Below are 17,933 nucleotides of genomic sequence, written 5' to 3'. Positions count from 1 at the left end.
CGTTTCTGGATCTTCCTTGCGAGCCTCGCCGGCGAGTCTACCGCGCAATGCGCTGCCCGCGAACGGGTGACGCAACGTCATACGTGTTTGCGCGAGGGGTGGAGAGGCCGCAATAACCATACACGTTAAAAGTGCAGTATGGTTAGACTGCAATCTTGACGATCAGGATTGCAGCTGGCGGAGCGGTGAGGATGCGCAAGCGCAGCAGGAATGTCGTGCCCTTCGCACGGCAGGGGCCGCGCCGGGTGCGTCCCCGCGGGCGCCTCGGGCGGCGGCTTGCCCGTGCGCTCTTCGCGCCGACGGTGCGCAGCGTGGCGATCCTCGGCGTGCTGTTCGCCGGGCTGACGGGCGCAGGCCACTTCTGGGGGCCGCAGATCCAAGACGCGGTGCAGCCCGCGGCCGAGACATTCTCCGGCCGTGCCCGCGCGGTCGACGGCGATACGCTGGTGGTTGCCGGGCGCCGCGTGCGTCTCGACGGGATCGCCGCGCCGGAACTGGACGAGGCGCGCGGGGCGGCGTCACGCGCGCGCATGGCGGCCTTGGTGCAGGGCAAGACCGTCACCTGCGAGGATCGCGGGCGCGACCGCTACGGCCGCACCGTCGGCCGCTGCTTCGTCGAGGAAGAGGACGTCGCCCGCCTGATTGTGGCGGCGGGTCTCGCCCGCGACTGCCCGCGCTACAGCCGCGGGCGCTATGCCGGCGACGAGGTGCCGGCCTCCCGCATGCTGCCGTTCCCGGGCTATTGCGAGACCCGGCTCTGACGCCTCAGCCGACCTCGCTCAGCGTCGTCACAGGATCGGCTGCGAAGCGCCCGCCCAGCATGTAGGCGACGAGCCGTTCCCCGCAGGCTTGCGCGCTCGCAAGCTGGCCTTCCTCCTTCAGCGCGACGAAGCGCTGGCGCATGACGAACTGGTCCTCGGTCGTGGAGCGGATCTGCGCCTGCATGTCGGTGTCGATCACGCCGGGGGCGAGGCTGGTGATGCGCAAGCCCGGCAGCGCGTCGGCGGCCACCGTGCGCGCGTGGTGGTCGAGTGCCGCCTTGGTCGCGCAATAGACGCTCCAGCCGGGGATGGCGCTGCGGGCCGCCCCGCTCGACACATGGAGGATGCGCCGGTCGGCAATCCCGTCGGCCGCGGCGATGAAGGCCTGCGCCAGCATGATCGGCGCCGCGACGTTCAGGCTGACCGCGTGCGCGGTCTCCATGGCGTCCTGCGTGCCCGCCGGGCCGATCGGGCTAACCACGCCCGAATTGTTGATGAGCAGGGCCGTTTCCGCGCCCTTGAGGAAGCGCGCAAGCTCCGGCGTCGCCAGCCAGTCCGCCGCCGCGCCGAGGTCGGAGAGGTCGAGCGCCACCTCGTGCAGCAGGTCGCCGTGCCTGGCCTTGGCGTCCGCCGCGGCGCTGCGCGCGATGCCCATGACCGCGGCGCCGCGGGTGAGCAGCGCCTCCGCGATTCCTGCGCCCAGTCCCTTGCTGTGTCCGGTCAGTACCGCCTTGATCATGCCGATGGCCTCGCGTCCGATGTGTGCGTTTGTCCCATCACCTACACCGATTTGGCGCGCCGTGCACGGCCCGCGGGTCTCGCGCCGGGGCCTGCGATCTGCAATGCTCGAACGGGTTTTGTGCGTGGCCGGAAGGAGGCGACGATGCGAGGTGCCATGCAGAAGCGCGTGTTCCGGCGTGTGCGCGTGCTCTTCTGTCTTGCCGCGCTCGCGATTCCTGCCGCCGCCTGCGCGGCGGAGACCGCGGTGGACGGGCCGAACGAACTTGCGCGCGTGCTGGCCCGCACCGGACCCGGCGACGTGATCGAACTTGCACCCGGCCGCTACGAGACGCGGGGCCTGCGCGCCTCCTCCTCCGGCACGGCGGATGCGCCCATCGTCCTGCGCGCCCGCGTGCCCGGCCAGACCGTTCTGGCGACGGGGGGCGTGACGCTGCTCAAGATCACCGGCGCCCATTGGGTGATCGAGGGGATCGATTTCGAGGGCGGTCCCGACAGCCACCATGCCTTGCACATCGCGGGCGGGGCCGACGGCACGGTCGTGCGCGGCAACCGCTTCCGCAACTTCCACGCCGCGATAAAGGGCAACGGGGAGGGCAGCCCCCGCCGCTTCCCCGACGCCGTGCGCATCGAGCGCAACGTGTTCCTGAACGATACCCCGCGCGCGACCGACGCGCCCGTCACTCCCATCGACATCGTGGGCGGTCAGGACTGGCTGGTGGCGGAGAACGTCATCGCCGATTTCGCCAAGGACGGCGGCAACCGGGTCAGCTACGCGGCCTTCCTGAAAGGCGGCGCGCGGAACGGGGCCTTCCTGCGCAATCTCGTCGTCTGCGCCTCCCTCCATGGGGGCGGCATCCGGGTCGGTCTGTCGCTCGGCGGCGGCGGCACGGGCGGCGGGGTGGAGGATCCGCGCACGCCCTGCAACACCGGCAACTGCCCGGAGGCCGTGGACATGACGGTCGCCGGCAACATCGTGCTGCACTGTCCGGGCGAGCCCGGCCTCTATCTGAACGAGGCGGAGGGCGCTCTCGTCGCCGGCAACACCTTCCTGGGTACCGCGGGCATCGATGCGCGTTTCCCCGAAACCTCGGCCCGGATCGAGAACAACCTGATCGGCGGGCGCATCGCCCGGCGCGACGGCGGGCGGGCCGAGGCACGCGGCAACCTCGTCGCGGGTGGGGCGGCGGGCCTCGGCGCAACGCGCGTCGATGCCTGGTTCCCCGGCTGGCGGGAGGGCGATTTCACCGTCTCCGAGGTTCTGCCGCGCCCGGCGGGGGCGCCCCCGATGCCGGTGGGCTCGCGCGATTTCTGCGGCCATCCCTACACGGACGCCTCGCCGCCGGGCGCCATTGCCGGCACCGGGCGCTGCATCGTCGCCGAGGAGCTCATCCGCCGTCACGGCCCCTTCGCACCCAGCCTTCCCATTCGCTGAGGCCGCACGGGGCCTGCCTCCCGCGATTCGCAGGTGCGCGGCGGGTTCCCGCGCGCTAGTTAAGGGCCATGCGGCAATCACCCGAAAGCGGGAGGGAGACGGGGATGGATCTGGGTCTTGAGGGCAAGCGCGTATTGGTTACCGGCGGCAGCAAGGGCATCGGGCTCGCCTGCGCGCGCGCCTTCCTCACCGAGGGGGCGAAGGTCGGCATCGTCTCCCGCTCGCAGGCGAACGTCGACACGGCACTCGCGGATCTGCCCGGCGCGGTGGGCCACGCCGCCGACCTGACCGACGCGGCCGCCGCCCTCGACACCGTGCAGGCGATGGAGGAAAAGCTCGGTCCCCTCGACGTGCTGGTGAACAGCGCCGGTGCGGCCAAGCGCACGCCCGCGCCGGAGCTGACGCCCGAGGCATGGCGCGGCGCGATGGACGCGAAGTTCTTCAGCTACATCAACGTCATCGACCCGCTCATCAAGCTCATGGCGGCGCGCGGCAAGGGCGTCGTCGTCAATGTCATCGGCAATGGCGGCAAGGTCGCCTCGCCCACGCACCTCGCGGGCGGCGCGGCGAACGCGGCGCTGATGCTGGCCACCGCGGGCCTCGGCAGCGCCTATGCCGCGTCGGGCGTGCGGGTTCTGGCGGTCAGTCCCGGCCTCACCAACACAGGCCGCGTGGCGCAGGGGCTCGCGTCCGAGGCGCGTCTCCAGGGCATCACGGTGGAGGAGGCGGGCGCGCGTGCCGTGGCCCGCATCCCGATGGGCCGCTGGGCGGAGCCGGAGGAGATCGCGAACGCCGTCCTCTTCCTCGCGTCGGAGAAGGCGAGCTACCTCACCGGCGTCTCGATCCCGATGGACGGGGCGAGTGTGCCTGTCGTGATCTGAGCGCGCCGGGGGTGCGCGGGGCGCGGGGTGCTCCGCTCACTCCTTGGCGGGCGGCGGGTCGGCGGGCAGGAACATGACCGCGAGGAAGGTCACGCACGCAAGCCCCGCCAGCAGCGTCAGCATCGTCGGGAAGCCCGCGAGTTTCACGCTGGGGCCGAGCAGGGCGACCGCGGCCGAGCTGACGCCATAACCGATGGCGAGCCGCATCCCCGTCACGCGCGAGCGCATCCGGTCGTCGACATAGCGCACGATCATCGCGTCGGTGAACGGCACCGCGCCGAAGACCAGAAGCATGAAGCCGATGGCGACGACGAACAGCGCCCAGCCCTCGACCTGCGCGGCGATGAGGAAGAGAGGCACCTGCAACGCGGCCACGCCGAGGAAGACGCGCTTCAGCGGATAGGCGTCGATCAGCTTGCCCACGACGATCTGGGCGAGCGAGGCGGCGGCGAAGATCGCGAACAACATGGTGGCGAGCAGGGCGGGGTCGGCGGCGGCCTCGGCCACGTGGGCGCGCAGCAGCTCCCCGTTGCCGCTGGTGGTGAAGTTGAAGATCACACTGCCGGTGATGGCGGTCAGCGTCATGATCGCGAACACCCGCGCCATGGTCGCGCGCGGCATGTCGAGCAGCTTGTTCGCGCGACGCGCCGGGGCCTCCGTCTCGCGCGGGACCAGCAGGACGAACGCCACCGCGCAAATAAGGCAGATCACGCCCGGCAGGATGAAGGCCATCTGCCAGCCGAACCGCTCCGCGATGAAGACGGAGACGCCCGCCGCGATCGCGATGCCCATGTTCCCCGCAAGCCCGTTGACGCCGATCACGATGCCCGCCTTGCGCGCCTTCTGCACCAGCATCGGGATGCCGACCGGATGGTAGATCGAGGCGAACGCGCCCATCAGCGTCAGCGCCGCCCCGATCTGCCAGGCATTGGTGCAGAGCGCGATGACGAGGGCGGATGCGCCCATGCCTGCGAAGAAGATCACCATCATCACCCAGCGCCCCCACAGGTCGCCGAGCCTGCCCGACACGATGGAGCCCCCGCCGAACATCACCAGTGCGCCATAGTTGTAGGGCGTCAGTTCCGTCCACTCCGTCCCCCACACGCCCGCAATCACGCCCCAGGTGTAGGCGAAGACCACCATCATCCAATGGTCCATCGCGTGCCCGATGTTCAGAAGGATCGCCGTCGGGCTCAGGTGGCGCGTGTCGAGGTCGGGAGCCAGTGCGGTCATGGGGCGGCGTCCGTCCTCAGCGGGCCTGCACGGGCGGGCCGTCGACGCCCGCCTCGCGCACGAAGGTGCGGATGATCTTCGCCAGCGCGTCCGGCTGCTCGATGCAGGGCAGGTGGCCCGCGTCCGCGATCACCTCGTACCGCGCGCCCGGGATCAGCGCCGCCGTCTCCGCCATCAGCGCGGGCGGGGTGGAGCCGTCCTGCTCCCCCACCACGCAGATCGCGGGCACCTTCACCTTCGCGCAGGCCGCGGTGAAGTCGCAGTCGCGGATCGCCGCGCTCGTGCCGGTGTAGCCGTCGATGGTCGTCCGCTCCAGCATGTTGCGGTAGCCGTGGAAGTCCGGGTTGTCGGCGCGGCGGAAGTGCGCGGTGAACCAGCGTTCCAGGATGCCGCCGGAGATCGCCTTCACGCCATCCTGGCTCACGGCGGAGATGCGGGAATTCCAAAGCTCGTCGGTGCCGATCTTGTGGCCCGTGTCGCACAGGACCAGCGCCCGCACCATGTCGGGGCGCGCGGCGTAGAGGCCTTGCGCGATCAGCCCGCCGACCGAAAGCCCGCAGACGATGGCGTCGCGCACCTTCAGGTGTTCGAGCAGCGCGACGAGGTCGGCCACGTGGTCGTCCATGGAATAGGGCGCCGGCGTCGCGTCCGACAGGCCATGGCCGCGCTTGTCGTAGGTGACGAAGGAGTATTCGCCCGCCAGCTTCACGATCACGTCGCGCCAGATGCGGAAGTCGGTCCCAAGCGAGTTGACGAAGACCATGACCGGGCGATCCTCGGCCGCGCCGAAGACCTGGTAATGCAAGGCTACGCCATTGGCGTACACGAACTGCATGCGGACAGCCCTCCCTCGTGCCTCTGCAGGGCCCTGCGTGCGGCGGGGCCGACAACCACTCTAGTCCGAACCGGCACCCCGGCCCAAGCCGGCGCGCGGGCAGGTCTGAAGCCCCGCCCGTGCAGGTCTCGCCACGCACAACATTCGCGTGTGCCGGTGCATCGAATTGCCGAATTGCCGGCGGAGGCGCGGCGCTCTACCTTGGCGGCAACGCAGCCATGCGCTGCGGCGATGCGACGGCTCCGGGAGGCCGGGGTGCACATCCTATTCAGGGAGAAAACGCTTTGAAACATCTTGGAAAATTCAGCGCGGCAGCAGCGGCGCTGCTGATCGCGGCGGGTGTGGGCACGGCGGCGCAGGCCGACCGCTCGCAGTGGCCGCAGAGCTTCACCGTCGGCACGGCCAGCCAGGGCGGCACCTATTTCGCCTATGGCTCGGGTTGGGCGAACCTCGTGGCCGAGACGCTGGGCGTCTCCGGCGGCGGCGAGGTGACGGGCGGCCCGACGCAGAACCTCGCGCTCGTGCACACGGGCGACCTCGCGTTCGGCATGACGACGATGGGCCCGGCGCGCGAGGCGCTCGAGGGCCGCAGCCCGCTCGCCCCCGGCATCAAGATGGACCAGGTCTGCGCACTGTTCCCGATGTACCAGACGCCGTTCTCGATCACGGCGCTTGCGTCCTCGGGCATCAAGTCGATCTCCGACATTCCGGCGGGCGCGAAGATCGGTTTCGGCCCTGCGGGCTCGACGTCCGACACCTATTTCCCGGCGATGCTGGAAACGCTCGGCGTGAAGTTCGACCGGCGCAACGGCGGCTGGAACGACCTCGGCGGCCAGCTTCAGGACGGCCTGCTCGACGTGATCGCCTTCGCGGCCGGCATCCCGATCCCGGCGGTGAGCCAGCTTGAGGTGCAGGCCGAGGTGAACATCATCGAGTTCACGGCCGACGAGCAGAAGAAGGTCATGGATGCCTTCCCGGTGGCGGATTTCACGATCCCGGCCAGCACCTACAAGAGCCTCAACGCGGACGCCCGCGCGGTGTCGATGTGGAACTTCGCCATCGCCAATTGCGCCCTGCCCGCGGACTTCGTCTACGAGGTCACGAAGGTCGTGATGGAGAACAACGACAAGATGGTCTCCATCCACAAGGCGGCCCGCACGACGGTGAAGGAGAACGCGGTGAAGAACACCTTCATCCCGTGGCACCCGGGTGCGGCGCGCTGGTACAAGGAAAACGGGATCGACATCCCGGACAACCTGATCAAGCAGTAAGGTAGGCTCGGCAAGACCAGCGTGGAGACGGGCGGGACGCGCTTGCGCACCGCCCGTCTCCCGCATGCGAGGCCGGAAAACGGTCCGGCCGGTGGTTCGGGGGGATGAAGGCGATGGCTGAGGAAACGCGCACCGGGGTCGAGCCCGGCGAGGAAACGCCTGCGGACCGGATCCATGCCGAGGGCGTGGACGAGGAGCCGGTGGAGGCCAACCGCCGCCTGTTCGAGGGCTGGATGCTGGGCGCGGTGATGACCTTCGCCGCGGTCTATTCCGCCTTCCACATCGTCTCGCTCAACATCTATCCGCTGGAGACCTGGACCTTCCGCATCGTCCATGTCGCGGGCGCGCTGATGCTGGGCTTCCTGCTGTTCTCCGGCGCGCGGTTCTCGGGGGCGGGGGAGGAGGGGCGCAAGCCGGTCTGGACCACCTGGGCCTCCTGGCTGTTCATGTTGCCCGCGCTCTATGCGCTCGTTCAGACGGGCCTCATGCAGCAGGCCATCTCGGGCGGCGCCATGCGGATCGAGCCGGACGTCGAGACCTGGCATTACGGCTGGCCGCTGATCGCGGCGACGGCGGGGGGCATCGTGCTCTCCTGGCTGCACCGGCGCGACCGGGCGGTGCTGGCGGCACCCGACGCGGTGCTGATGGTCGCGGCGGTTGCGGTCGCGAGCTATCTTCTCGTCGTCTACAACACGCCGCTGCGCATGAGCACGGGCACGCCCTTCGCGCCCATCGGCATTTCCTTCGCCGCGATTGCGGGCAGCGCGCTCATCATGGAACTGACGCGCCGCGTCGCGGGCCTCGCACTCGTGGCGATTGCGGTGATCTTCCTCGTCTATGTGTTCGCGGGCCCCTACATGCCGGGCTTCCTCGGCTATCCGGGTCTGTCGGTCGCGCGGTTCTTCAGCCAGGTCTACACCGACGCCGGAATCCTCGGACCGACGACGGCGGTGTCGTCCACCTACATCATCCTGTTCATCATCTTCGCGGCGTTCCTGCAGGCCTCGAAGGTCGGCGACTATTTCGTGAACTTCGCCTTTGCGGTCGCGGGCCGCGCGCGCGGCGGCCCGGCCAAGGTGGCGATCTTCGCCTCCGGCCTCATGGGCATGATCAACGGGACGAGCGCGGGCAATGTCGTCGCCACCGGCTCGCTCACCATTCCGCTGATGAAGAAGGTCGGCTACGCCAAGCGCACGGCGGGCGCGGTCGAGGCCGCGGCCTCCACCGGCGGGCAGATCATGCCGCCCATCATGGGGGCGGGCGCCTTCATCATGGCGGAGATCACCGGCATCCCCTACACCGACATCGCCATCGCGGCGGTCATCCCGGCCATCCTCTATTTCATCTCGGTCTATTTCATGGTGGACCTCGAGGCTGCCAAGACCGGGATGCGCGGCATGCGCGACGACGAGTTGCCGCTCGTCAAGGAGATGCTGAAGCAGGTCTACCTGTTCATCCCCATCGTCATCCTGATCGTGGCGCTGTTCGTCGGCTATTCGGTGATCCGGGCGGGCACGCTCGCGACCGCGGCTGCGGCGATGGTCAGCTGGCTGACGCCCCACCGCATGGGGCCGGTGCGCATCTTCAAGGCGCTGGAGCTTGCAGGCGTCATGTCGGTGCAGATCATCGCGGTCTGCGCCTGCGCGGGAATCATCGTGGGCGTCATCTCGCTCACGGGCGTGGGGGCGCGCTTCTCCTCGCTGCTGCTGAACCTGGCGGAGGCGAGCCAGCTTCTGGCGCTGATCTTCGCCATGCTGATCTCGATCCTGCTCGGCATGGGGATGCCCACGACGGCGGCCTATGCGGTCGCGGCCTCGGTCGTCGCGCCCGGCCTCGTGGAGCTTGGGATCGAACCGCTGGTCGCGCACTTCTTCGTCTTCTATTTCGCGGTCGTCTCGGCGATCACGCCGCCGGTGGCGCTTGCCTCCTACGCGGCGGCGGGCATCTCCGGCGCGAACGCGATGGAGACCTCGGTCACTTCATTCAAGATCGGGCTCGCGGCGTTCATCGTGCCGTTCATGTTCTTCTACAACGACGCCCTGCTGATGGAGGGTGGCGTGGTGGAGATCGCCCGCGCGCTGGTCACGGCCTGCGTCGGCGTGTTCCTGCTGTCGGCCAGCGTGCAGGGCTGGCTGCTCGGCCGGCGTCCGGTGTGGTTCCTGCGGCTGGTGCTGCTTGCGGCTGCGCTTTTCATGATCGAGGGCGGCCTCGTCACCGATCTCGTCGGGGTCGGCCTCGCGGGCCTCGTCGTCGTGGTTCAGCGCGTGTTCAAGGGCCGCATCCCGGGCGTCGTGCCGGTGCGCGGCGCGGACTAGGCGGCACGCCGGGCGGTAAGGCGAAGCACGCGGGCCATGCCTGCGTGCCGCTCCCCCTCGTCGAGGCGGACGAGGCCGCGGGTCTCCTCCAGCAGCATGACGTCCGCCGGCAGCGGCGGCAGGTCGCCCGGCTGGAAGCGCTTGTCGGCGTCATCGGGGCCGAGGGGCGCGTCGGCATCCGGCGTGCCCGCGAAGCCTTCCAGCACAAAGAGCCCGCCGGGGGCGAGCGCGTTCAGCCCCGTCTCGATGGCCTTCCGCCGCAGCGCGGGCGGGCCTTGCAGATAGATCAGGCAGACGAGGTCCCAGGTCTGTCCCGCCTCCGGCTGCCAGTCCTTCAGGTTGGCGACGATCCGCTCCACGCCATTGCCGGCCTTGGTGTCGCTGGCGTGTGCCTGCCCGGTTGCGACTTTCGAGATGTCGACCGCGGTCACGGCAAGCCCGCGTTTTGCGAGCCAGCGCCCGTTGCGCCCGTCGCCGTCGGCGAGGCAGAGTGCGGTCGCAGGCCGGAAGCGCCCGCGCGCCAGGCTCGTCCGCAGGTACTCGTTGGGCGCGGTCCCGAACAGTGCGCCGCCGCCCGCCCGGTAGCGCGTATCCCAGTCCGGCTGCTTCTGAGTCATCGCGCCTGCCTCCCGTCATGCCCTGCCTGCGCGCCCGCGAGGATAGTGGCGGCGCGCGCGCGCCGCCACCCGCGCGCACGGTTTGCCCCGCATGCATGGGGCGGGGAACTGGCCCGCGCGCGCGGCTGCGTGACGCGGGGATATGGGTGCGGCATGCTAAGTCCCGAGGAAGACGGGAAAACCGCTGCACGAAGGGGGGATGCACATGAGTGACGACGCGCCGGTGATGGTCGCGGCCGGGACCGTACGGGCCCAGATCGAGGCGATCTTCCGCGGCTGGGGCATGGCGGAGGAGTGGATCGCGCCGACGGTCGAGGTGATGGTCGACACCGACCTCGCTGGCGTCGACAGCCATGGCATCGCCATGCTCCCGCTCTACGACCACATCCGGCGGCATGGCGGCCTCAACATGAAACCCGCGCCGCGCATCGTCGCGGAGACGCCGGCGACCGCGCTCTTCGACGCCGACCGCGGCCTCGGCCACGCGATCTCGGTGCGGGCCATGTCGCTGGCGGTCGAGAAGGCGAAGGCCGTCGGCATCGGCGCGGTCTCGGTGCGCAATTCCCACCATTTCGGCGCGGCGGGCGCCTATCCGATGATCGCGGCGAAGGCGGGGCTGATCGGCTTCGCCTCGACCAATGCGCTCTCGTCGATCATGGTGCCGACGCGCGCGAAAAAGACCTTCTTCGCCACCAACCCGCTGGCCTTCGCGGTGCCTGCGCGCCGCAACCCGCCCTTCGTGCTCGACATGTCGACGACGACGGGCGCGGTCGGCAAGGTCAAGATCGCGTGGTACGCGGGCAAGCTCCTGCCCGAGGGCTGGCTGGTCGATCCCGAAGGCCGCCCGATCCGCGATCCGGAGGAGGCGCTGGGCGAGTTGACGCCGCAGGACGGTGCCGAGAACCCGCAGCACACGCGCGTCGGGCGCGGGCGCATGTCGCCCGGCTACGGCATCACGCCCTTGGGCGGCAAGCCCGACACGGCAAGCCACAAGGGCTATGGCCTCGGCGCCATGGTCGAGGTGCTGAGTTCCATCCTGTCGGGCGCGTCTTTCGCGGGCGATCCGCGCGGGCGGCCGAAGCTGGGACAGGGGGAGGATATCGGCCATTTCTTCCTCGCCATCGATCCCGCCGCCTTCCGCGAGGCCGACGCCTTCATGGCGGACGTGGACGCGATGATCGACGCGCTGCACGCGCTGCCCGCCGCCGATCCGGCCGAACCCGTGCTCGTCCCCGGCGATCCGGAGCGGCTTAACCGCGAGGAACGCCTCAACACCGGCATCCCCGTGCCGCGCAAGCTGCTCGACCAGTTGCGCGACGTTTGCGCCGTGTCGAATGCGCCTTACATGGTGGAGGGCTGACACACGCCCGAGGGGAGGCCCGCCCATGTTCACCCACCGGTTGTCGCTTTTCCGCATCCTCGGCTTCGAGGTGCGCATCGACCTGAGCTGGCTGCTGATCGCCGCGCTCGTGACGTGGAGCCTGGCGGCAGGCTATTTCCCGACCTCGCTGCCGGGGCTCGATACCCGCACCTACTGGACGCTCGGCATCCTCGGGATGGCGGGTCTCTTCCTCTCGCTCATCATTCACGAGTTCTCCCATTCCATCGTCGCGCGCATGGGCGGCATGAAGATCGAGGGGATCACGCTCTTCCTCTTCGGCGGCGTGGCGGAGATGAAGGACGAGCCGCCGAGCGCGCTGACCGAGCTTGTCATGGCGGCGGCGGGGCCGGCGGCGAGCCTCGTGCTGGCCTTCCTGTTCTGGGCGGTTGCCGCCATCACGGGGCCGGGCCTGATCGGGGAGCCGGGGGCCGCGCTGCTGCTCTATCTCGCGACGATCAACCTCGTGCTCGCGCTCTTCAATCTCGTGCCGGCCTTCCCGCTCGACGGCGGGCGGATGCTGCGGGCCTGGCTCTGGATGCGCTCGGGCGACATCCGCAAGGCGACGCGCGTGGCTGCCGGCATCGGCGATGCGTTCGGCGTCTTTCTCGTCGTCGTCGGCATCTTCAATGCCTTCACGGGCAATGTCATCGGCGGGCTCTGGCTCGTGCTGATCGGTTTCTTCGTGCGTGCGGCGGCGGCGGGCGCGCACCAGAACGTCGAGATGAAGACCGCGCTGTCCGCCGGTACGGTCGCGGACTTCATGACGCCCGACCCGGTGACGGTCGAGGCCGGGCTGACGCTCGACACACTCGTCGACCGGCACATCCTCGGCCAGCATCACGGCGCCTTTCCGGTACTGCGCGACGGGCGGCTCGTCGGCCTCGTCGAGAGTCGGCAGGCGGGTGCGGTCGCGCGCGAGGAGTGGCCGCGCACCCGTGTTGCAGACGTGATGGCGCCGGTGACGGCGGAGAACAGCGCCGCGCCCGGCGACGGTGCGTGGGAGGCGTTGCAGAAGATGCAGACGACGCGGGCCCGCCGCCTTCTCGTGGTGGATCAGGGCCGTCTCATGGGCCTCGTGTCGCTCAGCGATATCGCCCGCTATCTCATGCTCAAGGCCGAGGTGGGTGACAGTGCCTGACCGCCGGGGGCTTAGCCGGGCGCGAGGCCGATTGTCTCCTCCAGCCCCGCCACGCACAGCAGCCGCGGCGTGAGGCGCGAGGTGAGATAGCGCGGCCGCGCGCGCGCCGCGTCGAGGAAGCCCGGGACGTCCACCCGGTCGCGCAGCACCTGCGAGCCCGCGATGCGCTCCAGGATCTGGTCGCGGTTCTCCGTGTAGAAGCGCTTGGCCGCCCAGCGGAAGCCTTGTTTCTCCGTGCGCCATTGCGTCGGTAAATTCACCAGACCGTCGAAGGCCGTGCGCAGTTCGTGCTTGTTGAACTCACCGACGAACTTCTTCGCATAACCTGTCGTCATGTAACGTGAAATCCGGTAGTCGAGCAGGGGGCTGCGGTTCTCCAGGCTCGACATCATTGCATTGCGGTCGCCGTGCCACAGCCACTCGCCCAGACGCCCGCGCGCCGCATCCGCGATCAGCGCCGCCTCGAAGCTGCCGAACGTCTCCGCCTCCAGCGGATCGCCGTGCGGCGCGCTGCCCATGTCCGCGCGCAGGAACTCCTGCATGGCCTTCGACGGGTGCTTGACGAAGGGCAGTTTCAGCAGGGGCCGCACCAGACGGTCCTCCGCGGCCTCCATCGCCGTGCGCGCCATCATCCGTCCGTTGGCCTTCAGCATGGCGGCGAGCCACGCGCGGTCGCCCTTGCCCCACGCATCCCTCAACGCGAAGGGAAACTGCCGGTCCCAATAGCCGCCGAACTGTTCGTCCCCGCCGGTGCCGTCGAGCACGACGACCATGCCGTGAGCGGCGACCGCCTCGTACATCTCCGACATGGCCATGGAGTTGCCGATCAGCGGAAAGGGCTTCTCGTGATGGCGGCACATCTTCAGGAAGCGCGCGAAGGCATCCTCGCCGTAGCCGAGGTTGATGGTCGTCGCGTCTATGCCAAGCTTTTCAACGCACTCGCGGGCATACTTCGCATCGAGCGACCGCCCCGTCTCCCCGATGAAGCAGGTCACGCTGTCCGCGAGGCCCTGGGCGTACAGCGCGGCCAGCACGATGGAACTGTCCACCCCGCCCGACAGCAGCAGCCCCACCTTGCGGTCCGAGACGAGGCGCAGGCGCACCGCGTCCGCGATCAGTCCCGGCAGGTCCTCCTGCCGCGGGGGCGTGCCCGCCACATGTTCCTCCAGCCGGAACCAGCGATCCTCCTGAAAGGTCCAGTCGCGAAAGCTCACGCGCAGCACGCCGCCCGGCGGCACCTGCCCGATGCCGCGGATGTGCGTTCCGAAGCCGCCGCCCGGAAACACCGCGCCATGGGCGAGATAGGCGTCGAGGATGGCGTCCTCGAACACCGGCGGGCGGTCCAGGTAGCTGGCGATGGCGGCGATTGTGGAGGCGACGCAGAGCGTGTCCGCGTCGCGGTAGAAGAACAGCGGCTTCTTGCCGTGCCGGTCGCGCGCCGCGATCAGCGTACCCGAATGCGGGTCGAGGAAGGCGAACCCCCACATGCCGTTCATGGCGCCGAGCGCGTCTGTTCCCCGCTCGCACAGGGCGCGGAAAAGCACTTCGGTGTCGCCGGTCGTTTCGTATGTGTCCGGGGCGTCCTTGAGGTCGGCGAAATTGTAGATCTCGCCATTGTAGAGCAGCATCCGCCCCTCCCGGACGAAGGGCTGGTTGGAGCGCGGGTCGAGGTCGAGGATGGCGAGCCGGTGATGCCCGGCACCCACGTGGAGGATGGCGGGGCCCTCCGGCGTGGCGAGGGTCAGTGTCTCATAGGCGATCTGATGGGCGTCCGGTCCCCGGTGGCGCATGGTGGCGAACGCCGCCTCGAACCGGGCGCGGTCGACCGGGCGGTTACGGTGCAGCGCGAAGAGAAAACCACACATGCGGGCGACCGGACTCCGTGGCTCGGGCAGGCGCCGCCCCGATGCGGACCGCCGGCCCGGACCTTAGAGAAATTGCGCGCGCCTTGCCAGCGTGCCTCAGCAGCCGTCCTTTTCAGCCGGCTTGCAGAAGATATCGTACAGCAGGGAGACCACGGTGCGGGCATCCTCGCTGGCGATGGAGTAGTGAATGTGCTTGCCCTCCCGGCGGATCGTCACGAGGTTTTCCTCGCGCAGCCGGGCCAGTTGCTGCGACACGGCCGGCTGTCGTTGGTCCAGCGCAGCGCACAGTTCCGCCACTGTCATCTCGCGGCGGCACAGCATGCACAGGATCATAAGCCGGCTTTCGTGTGCCAGGGCTTTCAGAAAATCGCGCGCCTCGCGCGCATGTGTTGCCATGACCTCGGGATTGGGGCTGGGCAAGATTACCTCGGCGACGTCCATCGTACCAAAAGGTCCTGTCTTCATGGCGCCCGCGTCATGCAGCACGCTCCCGTCCGCACCCTCGCCGCCGGCGACAGGTGAGGACACGCTCATATTTAGGACACAAACACGATTGTGGCCAGCGCTGCAGGCGGTTGGATGGGCTGCATCTACGCCGCGCAATCTGCATTGGGGCTATCCCGACCGGGTCTCGGCGATGGGCAGGGTGACGTGCGCAATGGTCGGGTCGCCCGGCAGCGCGGCGACGGAAAAGCCCAGTTCCGTGCACATGCGCAGCATCGTGGTGTTGTCCCGCAGCACCTCCCCGTGGACCTCCTCCAGCCCGATGTCGCGGGCGTAGCCGATCATCATGCTCATCAACGCCCAGCCGAGGCCCTTGCCCTTGAGGTTGGAGCCGACGAGGATCGCGTATTCCGCCCGGTTTGTACCTGGCTCGCGGTGCACCTGCACCGTACCCAGGACCTGGCCCGTTCCCTCGTCTAGGGCGAGGAACACCATCACCCGGTCGTAGTCGATCTGCGTCAGGCGCGAGGTGAAGCTCGCGGGCACCGTCTTCACCGGACCGAAGAAGCGCTGGCGCAGGTCCTCCGGCGAGATGCGGTCCAGGAAGGCCTGTACGAGGGGCGTGTCGTCGGGGCGCACGGGCCGGGTGAACACCTGCCAGCCGCCCTCCAGCGTCAGCGTCCGCTCCAGTTCGCGCGGGTAGGGGCGAATCGCGAAGCGCGGGTTCGACGCGCCGACCCCCCTGGCGCAGGCTTCCGCCTTCACCGAGATGCGCGCATCCAGCACGATCACGCCATGGGGACCCGCCAGCACCGGGTTGAGATCGGCCTCCCGCACCTCCGGCAGGTCGGCGGAGAGCTGGGCGAGCTTGACCAGCGTGAAGGCGAGTGCCTGCCGGTCCGCGGCGGGCGTGTCGCGGTAGGCCTCCAGCACGCGGGAGACGCGCGTGCGCGCCACGATGTCGTGAGCGAGGTCCATGGTCAGCGGCGGCAGGCCCAGCGCCGTGTCCTTCACCACCTCAACCGAGACGCCGCCCGCGCCGAACAGCACGACGGGACCGAACATCGGGTCGTCCGAGAGTCCCATGATCGTTTCGCGGGCATGCGGCCGCCGCACCATCGGCTGGACGAGGATGCCTTCTATCTCCGCTTCGGGGCGCCGGTTGCGCACCCGCGCCAGCATTGCGCTCGCGGCCTCGCGCACCGCTTCCGGACTGTCGAGGTTCAGGACCACGCCGCCCACGTCGGACTTGTGCACGATGTCGTGGCTCTGGATCTTGATGACGACAGCGCCATGCTCCTCCAGCATCGGGCGTGCCGCCCCGGCAGCCTCGTCCGGCGTTGCAGCCAGTGCAATGGCGGGGGCGGGAATGTCGTAGGCCGTCAGCACCTCGGCCACCTCGACCGGCGTCAGCCACGAGCGGCCCGCATCCAGTGCACTCCGGATCGCCGCGCGGGCGCGGCCGATGGCGGGGGCGAAGCTGTCGGGGACCGAGGCGGGCGTCGCCATCAGCTCCGCCTGCGCACGGCGGTGCTTCACCAGGTGCATGAAGCCCCGCACTGCCGCCGCCGGGGTACGGAAGAGCGGCAGCCCCGCCTCGTCCAGGATCGCGCGCGGCGCGGGGTCGGAGCCGACGAAGGTCGGCAGGACCGGCTTGCGGCTCCCGCGCGGGCGGCGGCGCTTCAACTCGGCGACGGCGGTCGCGGTGTCGGCGGGGGTGGCGAGTGCGGTGGGGCAGTGCACGACCATCACGGCGTCGACGCCCGGATCGGCCAGCACCGGCTCGACCGCGGCGGCGAAGCGCGCGGGATCTGCGTCGCCGATGATGTCCACGGGGTTCGCGTGCGACCAGGTCTGCGGCAAGGCGGCTTCGAGCGCGGCCATGGTCTCCGGCCCGAGGGTGGCGAGCGTGCCGCCCATGCCGATCAGGTCGTCGACCGCCAGCACGCCCAGGCCGCCGCCGTTCGTCACGATGGCGAGCCGTTCGCCCGGCGTCGCCTGCATCCGCGAGAGGGTCTCGGCCGCCTCGAACAGCTCGCCCATGCCCGGCACCCGCAAGAGGCCCGCCCGCCGGAACGCTGCGTCGTAGACCGCGTCGGAGCCTGCGAGCGCGCCGGTGTGGGAGGCGACCGCGCGTGCGCCCTCCGCGTTCCGGCCCGATTTCACCACGACGACGGGCTTGGCGCGGGCCGCCGCACGGGCCGCCGACATGAAGGTGCGCGCGTCGGTGATGGCCTCGATATAGAGCAGGATCGCGCGCGTGTTCGGGTCGAGTGCGAAATGGTCGAGCAGATAGCCCACGTCGATGTCCGACATGTCGCCCAGCGACACGATACCGGAGAAGCCCACCCCCCGATTGTTCGCCCAGTCCACCACCGAGGTGACGATGGCGCCCGACTGCGACAGCAGCGCGAGGTCGCCGGGCAGCGCCGGGGCCTGCGCGAAGCTGGCGTTCAGGCCCGCGCGGGGTGCGAGCACGCCGAGGCAGTTCGGGCCGACGATGCGCAGGCCGCCCTTGCGTGCGGTCTCCAGCATCGTCTCGCGCAGGCCGCCCGCGCCGCGTCCCATGCCCGCGGTCACCACCACGGCCACGCGCGCGCCCACTTCGACTGCGTCGGCGATGACCTGCGGCACCGCGTGCGGGGGCGCGGTCACGATCACCAGGTCCGGCGCGGGCGTCACGTCCTGAAGCCGCGGCGCGGTCTTCCTGCCGTTGATCTCGGCATGCTTGGGGGACACGATCGCGACGGGACCCTCGAATCCGCCCGACAGGAGGTTCGCGTGGATCAGGCGGCCCAGGCTCGCATGCCGCGGGCTGCCGCCCACGACGGCCACGCTTTCCGGCGCGAAGAGATGGTGCAGGCTTTCGAAGCTTGTGGACATGCGGCTTCCCGGGAATGACGGCGGACGAGGCATGCGGGGCTGTGCAGGCATGCCGGAGCGGACACACCGGCTCTGGCGCGGCCCCCGCGCTCTCCGCTAACCTGCCAGACAGCCATGACGAATGAAAGAACGGGAG

The 17,933-nt window shown here is 69.7% G+C and carries 14 protein-coding genes; 7 read left to right on the top strand and 7 right to left on the bottom strand.

The features are described from left to right. Window positions 1-191: 191 nt before the first annotated feature. Complete coding sequence (locus NJQ99_RS13245) at window positions 192-761, top strand: thermonuclease family protein (protein WP_269333346.1); 570 nt, start codon at window positions 192-194, stop codon at window positions 759-761. A gap of 4 nt (window positions 762-765) precedes the next feature. Here the strand turns inward: NJQ99_RS13245 and NJQ99_RS13240 are convergent, their stop codons facing one another. Next, complete coding sequence (locus NJQ99_RS13240; RefSeq protein ID WP_269333345.1) at window positions 766-1,500, bottom strand: SDR family oxidoreductase; 735 nt, start codon at window positions 1,498-1,500, stop codon at window positions 766-768. A 144-nt stretch (window positions 1,501-1,644) separates the two neighbouring features. Here NJQ99_RS13240 and NJQ99_RS13235 point away from each other — a divergent pair, with 144 nt between their 5' ends. Next, the gene (locus tag NJQ99_RS13235; protein ID WP_269333344.1) at window positions 1,645-2,934 is read left to right on the top strand and encodes a chondroitinase-B domain-containing protein; all 1,290 of its coding nucleotides are present in this window, start codon (window positions 1,645-1,647) and stop codon (window positions 2,932-2,934) included. 104 nt (window positions 2,935-3,038) lie between these two features. Further along, the gene (locus NJQ99_RS13230) at window positions 3,039-3,815 is read left to right on the top strand and encodes an SDR family oxidoreductase (protein WP_269333343.1); all 777 of its coding nucleotides are present in this window, start codon (window positions 3,039-3,041) and stop codon (window positions 3,813-3,815) included. A gap of 36 nt (window positions 3,816-3,851) precedes the next feature. Here NJQ99_RS13230 and NJQ99_RS13225 read toward each other — a convergent pair whose 3' ends face one another. Together NJQ99_RS13225 and pcaD are read right to left on the bottom strand one after the other, a co-directional pair. Further along, window positions 3,852-5,048 carry an MFS transporter gene (locus NJQ99_RS13225; RefSeq protein ID WP_269333342.1) on the bottom strand — a complete coding sequence of 399 codons (1,197 nt, stop codon included), beginning with the start codon at window positions 5,046-5,048 and terminating at the stop codon, window positions 3,852-3,854. A gap of 16 nt (window positions 5,049-5,064) precedes the next feature. Next, window positions 5,065-5,883, bottom strand: coding sequence for a 3-oxoadipate enol-lactonase (pcaD, locus tag NJQ99_RS13220; RefSeq protein WP_269333341.1), 819 nt, complete (start codon window positions 5,881-5,883; stop codon window positions 5,065-5,067). Between the two features lie 284 nt (window positions 5,884-6,167). Here pcaD and NJQ99_RS13215 point away from each other — a divergent pair, with 284 nt between their 5' ends. After that, the gene (locus tag NJQ99_RS13215; RefSeq protein ID WP_269333340.1) at window positions 6,168-7,154 is read left to right on the top strand and encodes a TAXI family TRAP transporter solute-binding subunit; all 987 of its coding nucleotides are present in this window, start codon (window positions 6,168-6,170) and stop codon (window positions 7,152-7,154) included. A gap of 113 nt (window positions 7,155-7,267) precedes the next feature. Next, window positions 7,268-9,469 (top strand): TRAP transporter permease, encoded by a 2,202-nt coding sequence (locus tag NJQ99_RS13210; RefSeq protein ID WP_269333339.1) that lies wholly within the window; start codon window positions 7,268-7,270, stop codon window positions 9,467-9,469. Here the strand turns inward: NJQ99_RS13210 and NJQ99_RS13205 are convergent. Further along, complete coding sequence (locus NJQ99_RS13205; protein ID WP_269333338.1) at window positions 9,466-10,086, bottom strand: class I SAM-dependent methyltransferase; 621 nt, start codon at window positions 10,084-10,086, stop codon at window positions 9,466-9,468. The two genes, NJQ99_RS13210 and NJQ99_RS13205, sit on opposite strands and share 4 nt — an antisense overlap. Before the next feature lie 205 nt (window positions 10,087-10,291). Between NJQ99_RS13205 and NJQ99_RS13200 the strand changes: the two genes are divergently transcribed. Together NJQ99_RS13200 and NJQ99_RS13195 are read left to right on the top strand one after the other, a co-directional pair. Then, window positions 10,292-11,446: an Ldh family oxidoreductase gene (locus tag NJQ99_RS13200; RefSeq protein ID WP_269333337.1), complete on the top strand. Its 1,155-nt coding sequence runs from the start codon at window positions 10,292-10,294 to the stop codon at window positions 11,444-11,446. A gap of 25 nt (window positions 11,447-11,471) precedes the next feature. Beyond that, window positions 11,472-12,605: a site-2 protease family protein gene (locus NJQ99_RS13195; RefSeq protein ID WP_269333336.1), complete on the top strand. Its 1,134-nt coding sequence runs from the start codon at window positions 11,472-11,474 to the stop codon at window positions 12,603-12,605. Between the two features lie 11 nt (window positions 12,606-12,616). Here the strand turns inward: NJQ99_RS13195 and NJQ99_RS13190 are convergent, their stop codons facing one another. The 3 genes from NJQ99_RS13190 to NJQ99_RS13180 all read right to left on the bottom strand — a co-directional run bounded on the left by NJQ99_RS13190 (window position 12,617) and on the right by NJQ99_RS13180 (window position 17,797). Next, window positions 12,617-14,470, bottom strand: coding sequence for an asparagine synthetase B family protein (locus NJQ99_RS13190; protein WP_269333335.1), 1,854 nt, complete (start codon window positions 14,468-14,470; stop codon window positions 12,617-12,619). Window positions 14,471-14,566: 96 nt separating this feature from the next. Continuing rightward, a complete protein-coding gene (locus NJQ99_RS13185) occupies window positions 14,567-14,911 on the bottom strand; it encodes an ArsR/SmtB family transcription factor (protein WP_269333334.1) in 345 nt (114 codons plus the stop codon). Window positions 14,912-15,085: 174 nt separating this feature from the next. Continuing rightward, window positions 15,086-17,797, bottom strand: a complete 2,712-nt coding sequence (locus NJQ99_RS13180) for a bifunctional acetate--CoA ligase family protein/GNAT family N-acetyltransferase (RefSeq protein ID WP_269333333.1) — start codon at window positions 17,795-17,797, stop codon at window positions 15,086-15,088. Window positions 17,798-17,933: the final 136 nt, after the last annotated feature.

Source organism: Futiania mangrovi (assembly GCF_024158125.1).
In the GTDB taxonomy this organism is placed as follows: Bacteria; Pseudomonadota; Alphaproteobacteria; order Futianiales; family Futianiaceae; genus Futiania; species Futiania mangrovi.
The sequence above is the reverse complement of the archived record's forward strand: the minus strand, read 5'-3'. Positions and strand labels throughout refer to the sequence as shown.